Genomic DNA, 16,304 nt, shown 5'->3' with positions numbered 1-16,304 from the left:
TGATCCTCGTGGGTGGGCTGTGCGGGGTACGAGGGCGATGGGGCCGGTTCAGGAGGTGGAGGCGTCCGACCTGCCCTTGCCCGCGACCGCGTCGGCGAGCAGGGGTGCGTACCGCTCCATCGCCCATGGGATCGACAGCACGGTCGGACCGCTGACGGCCATGCCGAGTTCCGCGGTCTCGACGAACGCGTACTGCTTCTTCTCGATGGGGTCCCAGCGCTTGAAGAGGGGATCGTTCAAGGAGTACGGAACCTCCTTGGGGTCGTAGGCCCAGCCCACGAAGACGTCCGCCTTGACGGTGTCGAGCTTCTCCAGGCTCACCCCGCCGTAGAAGTTGGTGCCCTTGACACCGTCCGTGATGACCTTCATCGAGGGGGTGTTCACAAAGCCGATCTCGGTGAGCAGCCGGACCCTGGGGTCGTAGTCGACGTACAGACCGGCCTCGGTGGACCCGGGGGTGAGGGCGGTGCCGTAGGTGAAGGTCTTGCCCTTGAACTGGGGGTTCGCCTTGACGACATCGGCGAGCACGCCTTCCGTGTCGGTCACGAGTGCCTCGGCCTTCTCGTTCTCGCCGAGCGCCTTGCCGATGGTGCGGGTCATGTCCTGCCAGGTGCCCCCGTCGAAGGGCCGCTCCAGATAGGGGATGGTGGGCGCGATCTCGGTGAGCCGCTTGTAGTCGACATCGGTGATGCCGGAGTACAGCCCGATGATCAGGTCGGGGTCGAGGGAGAGGATCTGCTCGAAGTCCATCTCGCCCGAGTCCCCGTAGTTCAGGGTCTCGGGGAGCTTTCCACCCAGCTTCTCGGCCTGGGTGCGGAACCAGGGGGTGTGGCCGTCCTTGTCGCCGCCCCACTGCTTGTCGACGCCGACGGGGAGAACGCCGAGCGCGGCAACGATGTCCTGGTTCATCCAGCTGACGGCGACGATGCGCTTCGGCTTCTCGGGGATCTCGGTGGTGCCGTGGGCGTGCTTGATGCTGACCGGGAACGCGGCTGAGGAGTTCTTCTTCTCCGCGGGCTCTCCCTTCCCGTCGGAGCCCGAGGCATCGGTGCCACCGCAGCCCGTCAGGACGAGGGCGGCGGCAACCGCCAGGCCGGCGACCCGGGCCCAGGTCCTTGATCGACGGGGCATTGGGGCTGGTGTGGCCGCTGGGGCGACCGTGGGTAGGGACATGGTTCTCCTCGGCTGTGCGCACCGCGAGGGCATCGCGACGGCGGTTTGGGGGTGAGGGCCGCCACGGCGGTACGGGAAAGGTGCATGGCCGGAGCGCACGGAGGTGGTGTCGGCCTTCCGCAGGGGAAGTTAGGTAACCCTCACTTGAACCAACGCTAGGGAACCTCGGAGCCCTCGGGCGTTGCGTCCCGGCCATGGTGCGTCGCGAATCGGCCACCCTCGTCTGGCCGTCTGGCCGTCTGGCCGTCTGGCTACCTGGCTGGCCGATGCGCCGGTCAGGGAAGCACGGACACGGACCGTTCCCGGAGGTACTCGGTGGGACTCGCCCCGGTGACCCGTCGGAACGCGGCGCTGAACGCACTGGTGGTGGAGTACCCGCAGCGGTGCGCGACGAGGTTGACCGGGTGGCCCTGGGTGAGCATGGCCGTCGCTGCGGACATCCGTACGAGGGAGCGCCAGCGGCTGAACGACATGCCGATGTCACGACTGAACGCCCGGGTGATCGTCCGCACACTGAGCGAGTGCCGCGCCGCCCACTCCTCCACCGAACGGTCGCTGTCCGGGTCGCGCAGGACGTCGTCCGCAAGCGCCCGAATGCGCCAGTCCACGGGAACCGGCACCTCCAGCACGGGCAGCGGATCCTCCTGGAGCATTTCCAGAATCACCCGCTGGGTACGCAGCCTGAGGTCATCGGGCATGGGCGTCGCATCGAGATGCAGCAACATCTCCTGGAGCGCCCGCCCCACCTTCACCATCCGCAGCGACGTCCAGCGATCCGGGATCGCCGAACGGGCCACATAGGTGTAGCAGGCGACGCCCCCGGTGTCCGCAGTGGCGGCATGCGGCACCCCGGGCGGCACCCACACCCCCTGGCCGGGAATCAGCCGCCGTACCCCCGCACTGGTGTGCAGTGTCAGGGACCTGGTGTGCGGCCACATGAGGAGCGCGTCGGTATGGGTGTGCGGCTCGCTGAACGCCGGACCGCCGGCCTCGGTGCCGTCGAAGACGGCGGTGGTCAGCAGATAGGGCGAAGCCACCTCGGCCCCACCGGCCACCGGCGCCCCCCACCGCAAGGACACGACCGGCGCCGCCGAGGCGTGCGCATGACCCGATATATCAGCAACCGACATGAAGTTAGGTTAGCCTAAGCTCTTTCTCTCCAGTGGAACGCTCACCCCGCGGGGCAAGAAGCCGCTCCCGTCGGACGCAATCCGTACCGGACGACGCTCAGCGGTCTGCCCGGTGCGAGGTGCCCGTGCCGGGCGACGCCAGGGACCGGAGCCCGCATGCCCCTACGATGACGGCCTTGTTCGAGTCGTGCCCCGCTTCAACCGGCGCTGTGGTGAGCCGTCAGCGCCGGGACACCGACTGCGCCCGGGGCCGGACCGAGGAACGGGCTGGGGTCTCCGTGCCAGGAGATCCTGAGTGCCTCACGCGCCCTGGTGCAGGCGACGAAGAGCAGACTCAGCTCGCCCAGCAGATCCTCTCGATGCTGATGGGCGTCGACATCCTCCGCGGTGACCGCACCGCGCAGCGGAACGACTCCGTCGCTCACCCCGACAGCCGCCATGCAACGGAACTCAAGCCCCTTCATACGGTGCATGGTCCCGATGCGAACTCCGTCGCCGATCTTGGACGACGCTCCCAGCACGGTCGCCGACAGGCCCGCTCGCTGCAACTCCCGTGCGATCTCCCTGCCCAGTTGGGTGTACCGGACGGCGACACCGATGTCCCTGGGTGAGACATCGGACTGTGTCCACTCTCCGATCTGCGCCACCAGTCCCGCGATCTCCGCGGACCTGGTGTCGGAGCCCATGAGCATCGGCGGCTCGCCGTGGAAGGCGGAGCGATAGCCGGCCAGCGAGTCGTCACCGCCGTCCATGTCGTCGATCCGCTCACCCGTCAGCAGGGCCGTGGACCACGCCAGGATCTCCCGTGTGGTCCGGTAGTTGATCCGCAGCCGGGTAGAGCGCCCGGTCACCTCGACACCGAGACTGCGCAGCGACACCTTGTTGCCGTAGATCCGTTGGTGGGTGTCGCCCGCGATGAAGAGGTCGTCCGGACCCGGCCGTGTCAGTGCCCTGAGCATCCGCCACTGCGCCGGATGGAGATCCTGAGCCTCATCGATCACGACATGACGGTAGGGACGCTCCTCCCCCCGTTCCTCCAGCCGCCTGGTCGCCTCCGCACAGACCTGGAGGAACGTCCACTCCTGCGACGCCTGCAACCCCTTGACGAAGGCGTCCACCGCACGCCAGATCTGTGCCCGCTTCAGCGGGCCGAGGGCGGTACCCCGTCCGACCCGGGAGGCCCGAAGATATGCCTCGGGGGAGCGCAGGTCCTGCGCCAGGATGACCTGACGCCACTCCTGGTCGAGGAAGACCTCGGTGTACTCGATCCCGAGGCGCCGGGCGACGTCGGCCCAGCGCGCGGTGATCTCCCGCTGCGCAGCGACGATGGAGAGCGGTGCCCCGCGGTCCTCCCGCACGATTTGGTTGGCCACGGCGTCCACGTTGACCACCCTGATCTTCGCCCGCAGTTCGGGTTCGGGGATCAGCAGCTCAAGACTGTGCCGGAGATCGGTGGCGAGGTCCCGGGTGAAGGTGGTGAGCAGGATCGACTCGTCCGGCGCGTCCGCTGGAAGCCGCCGCGCCAGGTGTAGGGCGCGGTGCAGGGCGACGACGGTCTTGCCCGTCCCGGGGCCTCCGCTGACCCTGGCCGGACCCCGGTAGGAGTGGTGGTAGGCCACCTTGCGCTGACTCGGATGGAGGAAGATCCGCCAGGCGTCGAACGGTCGCGACAGGATGTCCAGCAGTTCGTCCGGGCCGGAGACCAGTGCGATCCTGCCCTGCGAGCGGGCCATGGCCGCGGTCAGTTCGTCCTGGTGGGCAGGGGGCGTCGCCGCACCGCTGCCGCCCGGCTCGCCGGCCGTCCGCTCCACCTGCGCGACAACCACCTCGCGCCACACGTCCTCCGGTTCCATCCCCGCCGCCAGACCGGCCAGCACGTCGTACTGCTGCTCCGGCATGATCTTGGCCAGGGCGTCGAGCTGGGCCTCGTCGTTCAGGTGCCGCACCAGTGGGAGCAGGTCCGCGTCAACTCCCAACCGGACCAGGTCCTTGTCCGAGACCCGCGCGAAGAGCCCCCGACCGTCCGCTGACGCGGCCTCCCGCACCCCTGCGGTCGCCCGCTCCAGCGCCACGTCGTTCCGCAGCTCGATTCCGTGGGTGGCGGAGTTGACGGTCGCCCGATGCTTCACCGCCCAGGCGATGGCGTCGTCGTGGGGCATGACCTTGAGCAGCAGGAAGCTGTCACCTGACGACGGGGCCAGTACCACCCCGCGCATGAACTGGGTGATCCGGATGGTACGTATCCGTGGGTCCCTGGCCTTCTCCAACTTCTCCAGATGGAGTCCGGCGTGGCGATGCTCCCGGAACTTGTCGAAGACCTCGTGGACGCGCTTTTGGACGGGCTTCTCCAACTTGGCGAACTCCCACAGGAAGTCCTTGTGGATTCCCAACGTCGCCATGTGCAGCCCCCCGGTCGCGCTCCGTCGAATTCCCCCGGCCACCGTACCCGGATGGGGAAGAATGTCGCTTCGGTTCAGACGGTGGGGAGACAGTGCGTGCAGGCTCATGAGGTCACGTTCAGCAAACTCGTCGAAGGCGAGAAGCAGTTCCAGGTACCGCTCTACCAGCGCACCTACAGCTGGGAGCAGGAACAGCTGCAACAGCTCTGGGACGACGTGGGCGAGCTCGTGGACGACCGCCTGGAGGGCAGGAAGCCGAGTGCGCACTTCCTCGGTTCCGTCGTGCTCGCCCCGGACGGTGTCGTGGCCGGGGGGATACAGCGGTGGCTCGTGGTCGACGGCCAGCAGCGGCTCACCACCCTGATGCTCGCCTGCACCGCTCTGCGTGACCACTACCGCGGTCGGGACGAGGCCAAGAAGGCCGACCGCATCCACAACCTCCTCCTGGTCAACAGCTATCAGGACGGGAACGACCACTACCGGCTGCTACCGACGCAGGCGGACCGGGCCGCCTACACGGCCTGCGTCCACGCCCGCCCGCAGGCCGGCGGAGCGGGCAACATCGGTACCGCCTACCGGTACTTCCTCGGCGCCCTGGCCGCGGGGGAGGAGAGCCGTGGACAGGCGTGGACCGACGAAGTGGGCACGGTTCTCATCAACTGCCTCTCCATCGTCTCCATCACCGCATCGGAGGGCGACAACGTCTACCGCATCTTCGAGTCCATCAACAACACCGGCGTGGGCCTGAGCCAGAGCGATCTGCTGCGCAACTACCTGTTCATGTATCTGCCGACCCGCGGCGAGTCGGTGTACCGGGACCTCTGGCTGCCCATGCAGAAACTCCTCGGGCCCGCCAATCTCGAACTCCTCGTCTGGCTCGACCTGGTGGTCGCGGGCGACAGCAGGGCGAAGCAGAGCGACGTCTACCGGGACCAGAAGAGGCGACTGGAGCCGCTGACCCGGGACGAGGCCGCCCTTGAGGCCGCGATCACCACCCTCGCGGACCGGGCGGGTCGGTTGATGCGGATCCGGGAGCCCGAACGGGAGAACGACCCGGAGTTGCGCGAGGTGCTGGAGCGCCTGGCCCGCTGGGGCGGCCAGATCCACTATCCGCTGGCGCTGTGGCTGCTCGACCTCGTCGACAGCGGCCGGACCACGGCACCCGAGGCGGCCGAGGCGCTGCGCTACGCCGAGAGCTATCTGGTGCGGCGACTGCTCGCGGGTCTGTCCACCACCGGCAACAACCGGGTCTTCATGGAGCTCCCGCGGGAAGTGGACAAGGACACGTCGCCCGCTGAGGCCGTGCGCAGGTTCCTGTCGAGGAACAAGACGGGGGCCCGCACCTGGCCGGGGGACGCCGCGGTCCGCGAGGCGGTCCGTACCCGGCCCTTCTACAAGACGGGGCGCGGCGGCCAGCGCTTCCAGGTGCTGCGGCGGCTCGAGGAGAGCCACGACGCCAGCGAACCCGTCGACTACGCCAAGGCACGGCTCACCGTCGAACACGTGCTGCCGCAGACCCCGGCACAGCAGTGGTTCGATCTGTTGGCGGAGGAGACCGAGGACGGCGAGAGCCCCGGCGAACTCCACGAACGGCTCGTCCACACCCTGGGCAATCTCACCCTCTCCGGTGACAACGCTCGGCTCTCCAACCATCCCTTCCACCGCAAGCAGGAAATCCTCGACTCCAGTGCCTTGCGGATGAACCAGCACATCGCCGCACAGGACCGCTGGGGGAGGGCCGAGATCCTGGCCCGCGCCGACGAACTGGCCGAACGCGCCGTGCGCCTGTGGCCCGGTCCCATCGAGGGCCTGGTCCGTGCCGACGAATGGGCGGGCTGGCAGGAGCTACGGGCTGCCTTGCTGGCAATGCCCGCGGGCACCTGGACGGCCTACGGCGATCTCGCGGCGCTGATCGGCACCCATGCCAACCCCGTGGGTCAGCACATCGCCGCCCACCCCGGACTGCACGGAGCACACCGGGTCCTGACGTCCGACGGCCGGATCTCGGACGGCTTCCGCTGGTCCGACGAGCAGCGGACGGACGACCCCCGCACCCTGCTGGAGGCCGAGGGCATCCCCTTCGACCAGGCGAGCCGGGCCCACCGCTCCCACCGGCTCACCGCGGGCGACCTGAGGACCCTGCTCGGCCGGGAGACCGAGGACGAACCCGCGCCCGCCGGGAACTCCACCGAGGAGGGCCGGCATCGCCCCGCAGAGCGGTTCGAGGACCAGCTCAGCGCCAACCAGCGGCCCGAGACGGTGGCAGGCGTGCTGAGCGCGCTCCGCTTCTGGGAGGAACAGGGCGGCCGGCGCGCGTACGGCGCGGCGAGTGAGACGAGTTGCTTCCCCATGGTGGACGTGGGCCCCGCGGGCGGCACACGCACGTTGTGGCCGCTCGGCATCTACCCGGTCTCGGGCACCGTCGAGGTCGTCTTCCAATACCTCAAGCGTCGCCCGCCGTTCGACGACGAGCCGCTGCGCCGGGAACTGATGGCGCGGATGAACGCGGTCCAGGGCATCGACCTCGCCGAGGCGAAGCTGGACCTGCGCCCGTCGTTCCCCCTGGAGGTGTTCGCGACCCAGAGCGAGGCCATCCGCTCGGTCCTGGAGTGGTTCATCCACACGGTCGCCCTGGCCGAGGCCCGCCGCCCGATCGACAACGAACCCGGTACACCACCCCGCTTCACCAGCTGACCACGGGCCGCCCGCCGCCACCCCCAGCCGTCGTCCGTCGAGAGCGCTACTTCCGGCCGGGGGTCCACTTCATGCCGAGCCGGTACGCGCGGGAGATCACGTCCTGGACTCCGGGGCCGTCCTGCGGGGTGAACCAGCGCACCTCGCGTCCGATGACGAGTTCGCCCTTTTGGCGCTTGATGAGGGCGATGGCGCAGGCGTGCGCCTGCGGCGGGCACTCGTCCAGCACCACCCGGAAGCGGTCGCCGCGGTCGGAGGTCAGGGTCACCACGGCGTCGAGGCCGCGGAAGTCGCCGGATCCTTCGTAGATGTAGACGAAGAGCAGGAGCTTCTGGAACTCGGCCTGGTGGTCCAGGTTGATGACCAGGTTCTCTCCCGTGGCGAGGGCCCCGGTCCGGTCGTCCGCGTCCAGGGCGACGTAGGGGAAGCGGTCCACCGCACCGAACGCGTTGCCCAGGGCCTGCACCACGGTCTTGGAACCGTCGGTGCAGCGGATCATGCAGCCGAGGTCGAGATCCACCGTCCTCGCTGCGGCCGACCGCAGTGACGCCCGTATCCGGCCGAACAATCCCCGCGCCTCGCCGGCCGCCCGCTGCGCAGCGGCCTGCGGCGAGGTCCAGTTGAGGTTGACCTTGATCAGCCCCGAGGTCACGCCGTGCTTGTCCAAGGAGACGGTGGGCGCGGCTTTCGTCAGGTTCACGGTGGTGGGCTTGGTCATGCGGCACCTTTCGCGGAAGGTACGGGGAGCCGGGATGGTCGACGACAGTACAGGCGGGGTGTGAGGCACCGCAGGGAATCGGTCGCTCGGCCCACTGCCACCCGTGTACGACCGCCGGGATGGGACGGAGGACGTCCACCGGCGATGCTCCGGTCGGCGAATGGACCGACGGTTCGTGCGAGGAGGGCATGTCCGTCCGACGTCGACACGCTCGCCGGCTACCGGTCGGGTCCTCCACGGCCCGGAGCCTGCGTTCCGCGGCGCACGGAGCTGGGACGAGGAGATGGATCTCGTGGTGGAGCAGTTGCGGGCCTGGCACGACGTGCCTCGGGAGGCGACGGCGATCTGCGTCCCGACCAATGACATGGTCAGCCGGCTCGCCGACCGTCTCGCGCGCAGCGGCATCACTCCCATGGAGATCACACAGGACGGACCACGGGGTGATCAGGGCGTTCACATCGGCACCATGTACCGCTTCAAAGGGCTTGAGTACCGCTGCCTGATCATCGCCGGAGCGGCCGAGGGACTCGTACCGCGGGCCTCCGTGGACGCTTGGGAACACACCGACCCCAGCCGCCACCAGCGCGAACTCCACCGGGCACGCTCTTTGCTCTTCGTCGCGGCGACCCGCGCCCGCGACGCGCTCGCCATCACCTGGCACGGCGAACCGAGCCGCTTCCTCGCACCGCTCGTCCCACCGGGTTGAGTCCGGCGCCGCCCCCACCGACCGGGTTCGGTCGGTGGGTCGTTGAGCGGTTCACCCGGAGACGCGGAGGTGTTCCGGGTGTCGCCTACCGATCGAGGAGCCAGGTGGCGAGGGCGCGTACGGCGCCGCTGACAGCTCCGCCGACGATGCTGCCGACAACGGTGACGGTGAGGGTCTTCGCGCGGCGTCCACGGTCGGTGCCGGGTTTGGTGCGGGCCATGGTGTTCTCCCCCTGGTAGAGGTTCGGTTGCTCGGTGACCCCATGGAGCGGCCCCCGGGGGGTTTCCGGCGATCCGGCCCGGTGGGGGAGGGGAGCAATTAGCCTGGTCAGCCTGCGAACAGCGGCATTTCCGGGGGGAACCCTGTCGCGATGCGGGAGGGGTGGGCACACGGGGTGGGAGCAGATGCGGAGCGGTTCTGGGCCGAGCTGAGGGCGGTGTACGAGGCGGCGGGCTCGCCGAAACTGGCGCGGCTGGTGGCCCTGGCCGGTGACCGCAGGCCGCCGGTCGCCCCGGCCTCGGACACCTCGATCAGCTCATGGTTGACCGGCACGGCGGTGCCCGGTCCGAGGACGACCGAGTTCTTCCTGCTGGTGGCGCTCTTCCTCCAGGAACGGGCGGTCGCGGAGGGGAGCGGGTACGCGCCCCGGTCGCAGGGGTGGTGGTCGCTGGCGCTGTCGAAGGCTCAGGCCGAGCGGAGCCGGGCCCGTGGCGGGAGGCCGCGTACCGCCGCGCCTCCCGCACCGCCGGCGGGGCCGGTGACGCTGCCCGCGCCGCCGTCCGAGTTCACCGGCCGGGAGGCGGCGGTGCGGGAGGTGCTGGACTGGCTCGATCCAAGCAACGGGCACAGCGGGGACAGCGGGACCGTGGTGGTGTCGGGTATGGGCGGAGTCGGCAAGACCGCGCTCGCGCTCCAGGCGGCCCACCAGGCCCGGAAACGGGGCTGGTTCCCCGGCGGGATCCTCTTCGCCGACCTGCGCGGCTTCAGTCCGGAATCCGCACTGGACGCCGCAGCCGTCACCGACCGTTTCCTGCGCGCGCTGGGCCGGAAGGTGCCTGCCACCGCGGAGGGGAAACGGGACGCCTGGCTGCTGGCGCTGGACGAACTCGCCGAGCGTGGCAGGCCGTTGCTGGCGGTGCTGGACAACGTCCGCACGGCGGAGCAGATAGTCGCGCTGGCGCCGCCGTCCCCGCACCGGGTGCTGATCACGTCCCGGCAGACCCTGTCCGATCTGCCGGCCCACCGCGTCGGCCTCGCTCCCCTCACCACCGACGAGGCCGTCGCACTGCTCGGGAGGGCGCTGCGGGTCGGTGGCAGGGGCGACGAGCGGATCGCGGGCCAGCACGCCGATGCACGCCGTCTGGCCGGGCTGTGCGGGTATCTGCCGCTTGCCCTGCGGGTCGTCGCCGCCCTGCTGCGGGACGAGCCGCACCGGGCCCTGGCGGGCCTGTGCGACGACCTGGCCGGGCTCGCCGACGACCTGGACGTCCTCGCGTACGAAGGAGTCGATGAACAGGGCCGTCCGCTGGCGGTCCGAGCCTGCTTCGAGTTGTCGTACCGGCATCTGACCGGCCCGCAGGCGCAGGTCTTCCGTCTGGTGGCCGCAGCCCCGGGCACGGACATCTCCACCGCCGCGGCCACTGTCCTGCTGGGGCTCCCCGGCACCCGGCGCCTGCTGGCGGGCCTCGCCCGGGCCCACCTCGTGCAGCAGCCGAGCGGTGACCGCTGGTCGATGCACGACCTGGTCCGGCTGTTCGCCGTCGACCACGGCCAGGCCCAGGCCCGGGCAGACGGCCGCAAAGAAGCCCTCGACCGTCTCCTGGAGCACTACCGCGCGGCCACCGAAGCCGCCGACGCCCACTTGGGGCCCGGCCACGAGGACCAAGAACACCGCTTCACCGGGCTCGAAGAGGCGCTGGCCTGGCTGGACGCCGAACACCCCAATCTCGTCGCGGTGGTTTACCGTGCTGCCGCCCTGGGCCGCCCCGATATCAGCGTCCACCTCGCCTTCGCACTCAGCCGGTACTTCGACCGCCGCCGCCATGTTGACGACTGGGTCAACGTCAGCGCGATTGCGTTCGATCTCCTCCGCAGGTCCGACTCACCCGACGGTATGGCCGATGCCATGAACAACTTCGCAGTGGCCCTCGCTGCAGCACGGCGGTTCGACGATGCCGCCGTCGTCCACACCCGTGTCCTGGCACTGCGCCGCGGAGCGGGCAACCGCAAGGGCGTGGCGGGGTCGCTCCTTGGTCTGGGCAACGTGTACGCCAAGAAACGCCAGTTCGACGAGGCGATTCACGCTTACACCCACGCGGCGGAGACCTTCGGCGAGCTGGGTGATCAGCGCAAGCGGGCCGACGCACTCGCCAACCTCGTCGGCGTGCTGAACGACCAACGGCGATTCCATGAAGCGCTCGCACTGCTCCACCAGGTGACGGAGCTCCGGGGGTCCACCGCTGACCTTGAGGAACAGCGGGACAGCTGGCTGCACTTCGGCGAGGCCCTGGCCGGTGTCAGAGACTTCGAGCGCGCCGTCCAAGCCTTCGTCAGCGCGGTCGACCTCTCCCGGCAGATCGCCGACCGCCACGGTGAGGCGATCTCCCTGACCAACCTCGGGAACACGCTGAGGGCGGTGCGGCGCATCGAGGAGGCGATCTCGGCCCACAGCCGGGCCGCCGAACTCCTGCACGGGATCGGTGACCGGCACGGCGAGGCACTCGCTCGGAGCAACCTCGGTCTGGGGCTGCTCGACGCCCGACGGCTGGACGAGGCCGTCGAAGCCCATGGGCAGGCCGCCAGAGCCTTCCGCGACGCGCGCGACCCCCACGGTGAGGGCCTCGCGCTGACCAACGCGGGGATGGGCCTGGTCCAGCTCGGACGCCCCGGGGAAGCCCTGAACAACCACCTCCGCGCCGTGGAACTCCTCCGGGGGACCGGCTCCCACAGCGAGGGCATCGCCCTGAACAACCTGGGCTGCGCGCGCCGAAGAGTGGGCCAGTTCGAGGAAGCCATCGAGGACCACGAAAAGGCCGCCGAGATCTATCGCCGGACGTCGGACCGGCTGTCGGAGGCCGACGCCCTCAACAACATCGGCCTGGCCCGCAGGGAGCTGGGCCAGTTCGAGGAAGCGGTGGCCGCCCACCTGGCGGCCACCGCCATCTACCGGGAGATCGCTGAGCGCCCGGGCGAAGCGAGGGCGTCGGCCAACCTTGCCGGCGCACTGATCGGCATGGGGCGGTACGAGGAAGCAGTCACCGCCAGCCGCCAAGCCGTGGAGATCTTCGAGGCGGTCGGAGACCTGCACGGCGCGGCCCTCGGGTACGCGAACACCGGAACCGCCCTGATCCACCTGAGCAGGTTCGACGAGGCCATCGACGTTTGCCAGAAGGCCCTCGACCTCTTCCGTGGAACGAACGACCCGGCAGGCGCAGACATCGCCTACCAAAACCTCTTCCACGCCATCCACAGGAGGCGGGGCAGCGTCGACTGAGCGGGTCGGGCAAAGTCGCCCGACCGCGCGTCAGTTGTGACGGGTACGCACAATTCCTCGACCTGTGGAAGGACGGGTCGGGGAGTCTTTTCGGAAGTGCCCCGGCAGGGTTCGGCAACGGGGGGTCCAGAGCTACGGCGTCGTCACACGTGATCGCCACTGCAGATGAGAAGTAAGCCTTTCCCACCTCTTTCACCCCAGTGGTGTCGTCAGATCGTGATGACGGTCGCGCGTCCGCCGCAGAGGTCGGTGAGGTCGTCGGGGGCTGAGGCCAGGATGGTGGCCGGCCCGGGTGCGGCGAGGGCCGTGGCGCAGAGCATGGCGTCGATCGCGTACGTGTGGCCGTGGAGACCGGCGTCCGTGAGGAGCGCCGCCGCGTGGCGGGCGATGGCCTCGGTGACCGGTTCCACCACGATGCGGGAGAGGGTCCACTCCAGGGCGGGGCGGTTGATCCGGGGGTGGACGACCTCCACCAGGGTGGCCGCGGAAGTGATCACGCGGAGGTCGTCGGTCCCGGCCAGGGCGAGCCAGGTCGTGATTGTCCGGTCGAAGATCGAGCAGGAAATCGACTGGCCGGGGAGTCAGTCGGCCCGGGGAGCGCCTCAGAGGCGTAGCAGGCTCTACCGCAGGTCCACCGCGAGCGGTGCGCAACAACGACAAAGGCCCGGACTCAGTGGGACTGAGTCCGGGCCTTCATGCTTGGCGCTTCAGCTGGTCAGCGACACTTACACACTGTCTGGCTGGAGTGCCCCCGGCAGGATTCGAACCTGCGCACACGGCTCCGGAGGCCGTTGCTCTATCCCCTGAGCTACGGGGGCGTACCACCCCGCCCGGCAGTGCCGTTCGGCGGTGACGGGTAGAACACTACCAGCTTCCATGGGCTCCCCATGAACAGGTATTTCCGTCGTCCCACGCGTCCCTCGCAGCCGTCCCGCACCCCCTTCCACCTCGGACGAACTCATGCGGGCGGGCTTCCGTGTGGGTGTGGCGGCGTCGCCCGCACGGGGCGGAAGTGGGGAAAAGCCGGACGGGAGCCTGGCCGGCGACCTACCCTCAAGTTGTGTCAGGCGCGTCCGGCCGTGTGCTCGTTGTCGACGACAACCGGGTCATCCGGCAGTTGATCAGGGTCAACCTTGAGCTGGAGGGCTTCGAGGTCGTGACCGCGGCCGATGGTGCCGAGTGCCTGGAAGTCGTCCAACAGGTGCGCCCCGATGTCGTCACGCTCGACGTCGTCATGCCGAGGCTCGACGGGCTGCGCACCGCCGCTCGGCTGCGGGCCGATGCTGCGACCAGTCATCTGCCGGTGGCGATCATCAGCGCATGCACCCAGTACGAGGTCGAGAGCGGTATCGCCGCCGGTGTCGACGCCTTCCTCGCCAAGCCCTTCGAGCCCACCGAGTTGATCCGTCTCGTGGCCCAGTTGATGCGGCGGGACCCACCGCCGGCCGTTGACGGGCGACGCGGGGCCGGGCACGCGGGGAGTGCCTGTGGCTGACCGCATGGCGAAACGCGTTCGCTAAGCGCCCCCCTTCCTCCCCTACGCTTGTCCTGTGACCCCCGCTGATCTCTCGCGAACCGTGCTGCACGCTGTGCACCGCGCGGTGCAGGACGGTGTGCTGAGTGCACCCGTTCCCGAGCGGGTCAGTGTGGAGCGGCCCCGCCCAGGTGGGCGCGGGGACTACGCCACCAACGTCGCACTCCGGCTCGCAGGCCCCGCCGGACAACCGCCTCGTGCCGTCGCCGAGACCCTGCGGGCGCGGATCGTCGACGACTCCCGGATCGCCTCCGTCGAGATCACCGGTCCGGGCTTCCTCAACATCACCCTGCGGGCGGGTGCGCAGCAGGCCCTGGTGCGACGGGTGCTGGAGCAGGGACTGAGCTACGGACACCGGGACGGGCAGGACGACCAACGGGACCCACGGCCCCTGCTCGATGTCCCCCGCGTCCAGGGGGAGGGCGACCTTCGGACCCGGCTCTGGGCCCAGAGCGTTCAGCGGCTGCGGGCGACCCAAGGGTTCGGGGAGGAGTTCGTCGCAGAGACGGGTTCCCCCGACGCCCCGGGACCGGATGTGCCGTACGACGACGAGACCCGCTGGGCCATGCTCTCGGTCGCGGCCCATGACCACCCCCGGCCTCCGGCGCACTTCCTGCCCCAGCGCGAGGACAACCCCCTCTTCCAGGTCCGTTACGCACACTCCCGCGCCCGTGCCCTCACCCGCAACGCCGCCGCGTTGGGTTTCGTCGGTGTGCCCGATGAGCAGGTGGACACACCGCTCGCCCCACTCGTCGAGGACCACCCCGCCGTCCTGGCCTCCGCCGCCCGACGGGGCGCGCCCGATCGGCTCGCCCGGCACCTTGAGGCGACCGCCGATGCCCTGCTCGACTTCCAGCACTGCGTACTCCCCCTCGGTGACGAGAAACCCATGGCCGCCCACCGCTCCCGGCTCGCTCTCGCCGAAGCCGCCGGGACGGTGCTGGCCGGTGGCCTGTCCCTGCTCGGCATCAGCGCACCCGTACATCTGTGAGAGAGACACCATGAGCCGTTCCGCACACCCCGCCGGGCCCCGTCACGCCGATGTGCTCCCCGAGGGGCACTACTCCGCGCCCCCGGCGGACCTGAACGCCCTCGACGAGAAGGTCTGGGCCCGTACCGTCCGACGGGAAGCGGACGGTGTGGTCACCGTCGGCGGCATCGAAGTCACCAAGCTGGCCGAGGAGTTCGGCACCCCCGCCTACATCCTCGACGAGACGGACTTCCGGGCCCGCTGCCGTGCGTGGGCCGATGCCTTCGGGGAGAGCGCCGACGTCTTCTACGCCGGCAAGGCGTTCCTGAGCCGGGCCGTGGTGCGCTGGCTGCATGAGGAGGGGCTCAACCTCGACGTGTGTTCCGGCGGCGAGTTGAACACCGCCCTCGATGCGGGAATGCCCGCCGACCGCATCGCCTACCACGGAAACAACAAGTCGCCCGAGGAGATCGAGCGCGCCATCCGGGCCGGAGTGGGGCGGATCGTCCTCGACTCCTTCCAGGAGATCGTGCGCGTCGCCCACATCGCCGGCGGTCTCGGCGTGCGTCAGCGGGTGCAGATCCGGGTCACCGTCGGGGTGGAAGCACACACCCACGAGTTCATCGCCACCGCGCACGAAGACCAGAAGTTCGGCATTCCGCTGGCCGGGGGCCAGGCCGCCGAAGCCGTTCGCAGGGTCCTCACCCTGGACGCCCTCGAACTGATCGGCATCCACTCCCACATCGGCTCACAGATCTTCGACACCTCCGGCTTCGAGGTGGCGGCGCACCGGGTCGTCGGTCTGCTGCGCCAGGTCCGCGATGAGCACGGAGTCGAACTGCCCGAGATCGACCTCGGCGGTGGCCTCGGAATCGCGTACACGCCCGCCGACGACCCCCGCGAGCCGCACCACATCGCGAAGGCGCTGCACGAGATCGTCACCAGGGAGTGTGAGGCCGCAGGGCTGCGCACCCCCCGCATCTCCGTGGAGCCGGGGCGGGCCATCGTCGGTCCGACCGCGTTCACGCTGTACGAGGTGGGGACGATCAAGCCGCTGGAGGGCTTGCGGACCTATGTCAGCGTGGACGGCGGGATGTCGGACAATATCCGTACCGCGCTGTACGACGCCGAGTACAGCGTGGCCCTGGTCTCTCGCACGTCCGATGCCGCACCGATGCTCTCGCGCGTCGTCGGAAAGCACTGCGAGAGCGGGGACATCGTGGTCAAGGACGCGTTCCTGCCCGCCGATGTCGCCCCCGGGGACCTGCTCGCCGTACCCGCGACCGGTGCCTACTGCCGGTCGATGGCGAGCAACTACAACCATGCCCTCAGGCCCCCGGTCGTGGCGGTCAACGACGGTGCGGCACGAGTGATCGTCCGGCGTGAGACGGAGGAAGATCTCCTGCGTCTGGACGTCGGTTGAGTGAGATAGATGTCTCGCATACCGGACGGGGGATAGAAATCACCGTCCGGTGAGTGAGACTGGT

General features: G+C 69.6%; 12 protein-coding genes and 1 tRNA gene. 6 read left to right on the top strand and 7 right to left on the bottom strand.

Translation table 11 applies throughout. The annotated features are described in order from the left end of the window. Positions 1–48 precede the first annotated feature (48 nt). The 3 genes from ACFXJL_RS01780 to ACFXJL_RS01770 all read right to left on the bottom strand — a co-directional run bounded on the left by ACFXJL_RS01780 (position 49) and on the right by ACFXJL_RS01770 (position 4,702). The gene (locus ACFXJL_RS01780) at positions 49–1,131 is read right to left on the bottom strand and encodes an iron-siderophore ABC transporter substrate-binding protein (RefSeq protein WP_384688382.1); all 1,083 of its coding nucleotides are present in this window, start codon (positions 1,129–1,131) and stop codon (positions 49–51) included. Positions 1,132–1,448: 317 nt separating this feature from the next. Continuing rightward, the gene (locus ACFXJL_RS01775) at positions 1,449–2,303 is read right to left on the bottom strand and encodes a helix-turn-helix domain-containing protein (RefSeq protein ID WP_384640582.1); all 855 of its coding nucleotides are present in this window, start codon (positions 2,301–2,303) and stop codon (positions 1,449–1,451) included. Between the two features lie 197 nt (positions 2,304–2,500). Then, positions 2,501–4,702, bottom strand: a complete 2,202-nt coding sequence (locus ACFXJL_RS01770) for a UvrD-helicase domain-containing protein (RefSeq protein WP_384688379.1) — start codon at positions 4,700–4,702, stop codon at positions 2,501–2,503. Between the two features lie 96 nt (positions 4,703–4,798). Between ACFXJL_RS01770 and ACFXJL_RS01765 the strand changes: the two genes are divergently transcribed. After that, positions 4,799–7,396, top strand: a complete 2,598-nt coding sequence (locus ACFXJL_RS01765) for a DUF262 domain-containing protein (RefSeq protein ID WP_384688376.1) — start codon at positions 4,799–4,801, stop codon at positions 7,394–7,396. 46 nt (positions 7,397–7,442) lie between these two features. Here ACFXJL_RS01765 and ACFXJL_RS01760 read toward each other — a convergent pair whose 3' ends face one another. Next, a complete protein-coding gene (locus tag ACFXJL_RS01760; RefSeq protein WP_384640591.1) occupies positions 7,443–8,114 on the bottom strand; it encodes a hypothetical protein in 672 nt (223 codons plus the stop codon). A gap of 283 nt (positions 8,115–8,397) precedes the next feature. Between ACFXJL_RS01760 and ACFXJL_RS01755 the strand changes: the two genes are divergently transcribed. Further along, positions 8,398–8,820 carry a 3'-5' exonuclease gene (locus ACFXJL_RS01755; RefSeq protein ID WP_384688373.1) on the top strand — a complete coding sequence of 141 codons (423 nt, stop codon included), beginning with the start codon at positions 8,398–8,400 and terminating at the stop codon, positions 8,818–8,820. An 85-nt stretch (positions 8,821–8,905) separates the two neighbouring features. Here ACFXJL_RS01755 and ACFXJL_RS01750 read toward each other — a convergent pair whose 3' ends face one another. After that, the gene (locus tag ACFXJL_RS01750; RefSeq protein WP_384640624.1) at positions 8,906–9,040 is read right to left on the bottom strand and encodes a hypothetical protein; all 135 of its coding nucleotides are present in this window, start codon (positions 9,038–9,040) and stop codon (positions 8,906–8,908) included. Between the two features lie 150 nt (positions 9,041–9,190). Between ACFXJL_RS01750 and ACFXJL_RS01745 the strand changes: the two genes are divergently transcribed. Then, a complete protein-coding gene (locus ACFXJL_RS01745; protein WP_384688369.1) occupies positions 9,191–12,313 on the top strand; it encodes a tetratricopeptide repeat protein in 3,123 nt (1,040 codons plus the stop codon). 209 nt (positions 12,314–12,522) lie between these two features. Here the strand turns inward: ACFXJL_RS01745 and ACFXJL_RS01740 are convergent, their stop codons facing one another. Both ACFXJL_RS01740 and ACFXJL_RS01735 read right to left on the bottom strand, forming a co-directional pair. After that, entirely contained in the window at positions 12,523–12,879 is a 357-nt protein-coding gene (locus ACFXJL_RS01740) for a DNA-binding protein (protein WP_384689103.1), read from the bottom strand. A 180-nt stretch (positions 12,880–13,059) separates the two neighbouring features. Next, positions 13,060–13,131, bottom strand: a tRNA-Arg gene (locus ACFXJL_RS01735). A 194-nt stretch (positions 13,132–13,325) separates the two neighbouring features. On the opposite strand from ACFXJL_RS01735, the gene ACFXJL_RS01730 reads away from it, so the two are divergent. From ACFXJL_RS01730 to lysA, 3 genes are read left to right on the top strand one after another with little or no spacing between them, the layout of a single operon-like run. Beyond that, entirely contained in the window at positions 13,326–13,808 is a 483-nt protein-coding gene (locus ACFXJL_RS01730) for a response regulator (RefSeq protein ID WP_358876005.1), read from the top strand. A 55-nt stretch (positions 13,809–13,863) separates the two neighbouring features. Further along, entirely contained in the window at positions 13,864–14,838 is a 975-nt protein-coding gene (nrtL, locus tag ACFXJL_RS01725; RefSeq protein WP_384688366.1) for an ArgS-related anticodon-binding protein NrtL, read from the top strand. 10 nt (positions 14,839–14,848) lie between these two features. Further along, complete coding sequence (gene lysA, locus ACFXJL_RS01720) at positions 14,849–16,240, top strand: diaminopimelate decarboxylase (RefSeq protein ID WP_358876003.1); 1,392 nt, start codon at positions 14,849–14,851, stop codon at positions 16,238–16,240. Positions 16,241–16,304: the final 64 nt, after the last annotated feature.

Origin of the sequence: Streptomyces sp. NPDC059256 (assembly GCF_042753785.1) — a bacterium.
In the GTDB taxonomy this organism is placed as follows: Bacteria; Actinomycetota; Actinomycetes; order Streptomycetales; family Streptomycetaceae; genus Streptomyces.
The sequence above is the reverse complement of the archived record's forward strand: the minus strand, read 5'-3'. Positions and strand labels throughout refer to the sequence as shown.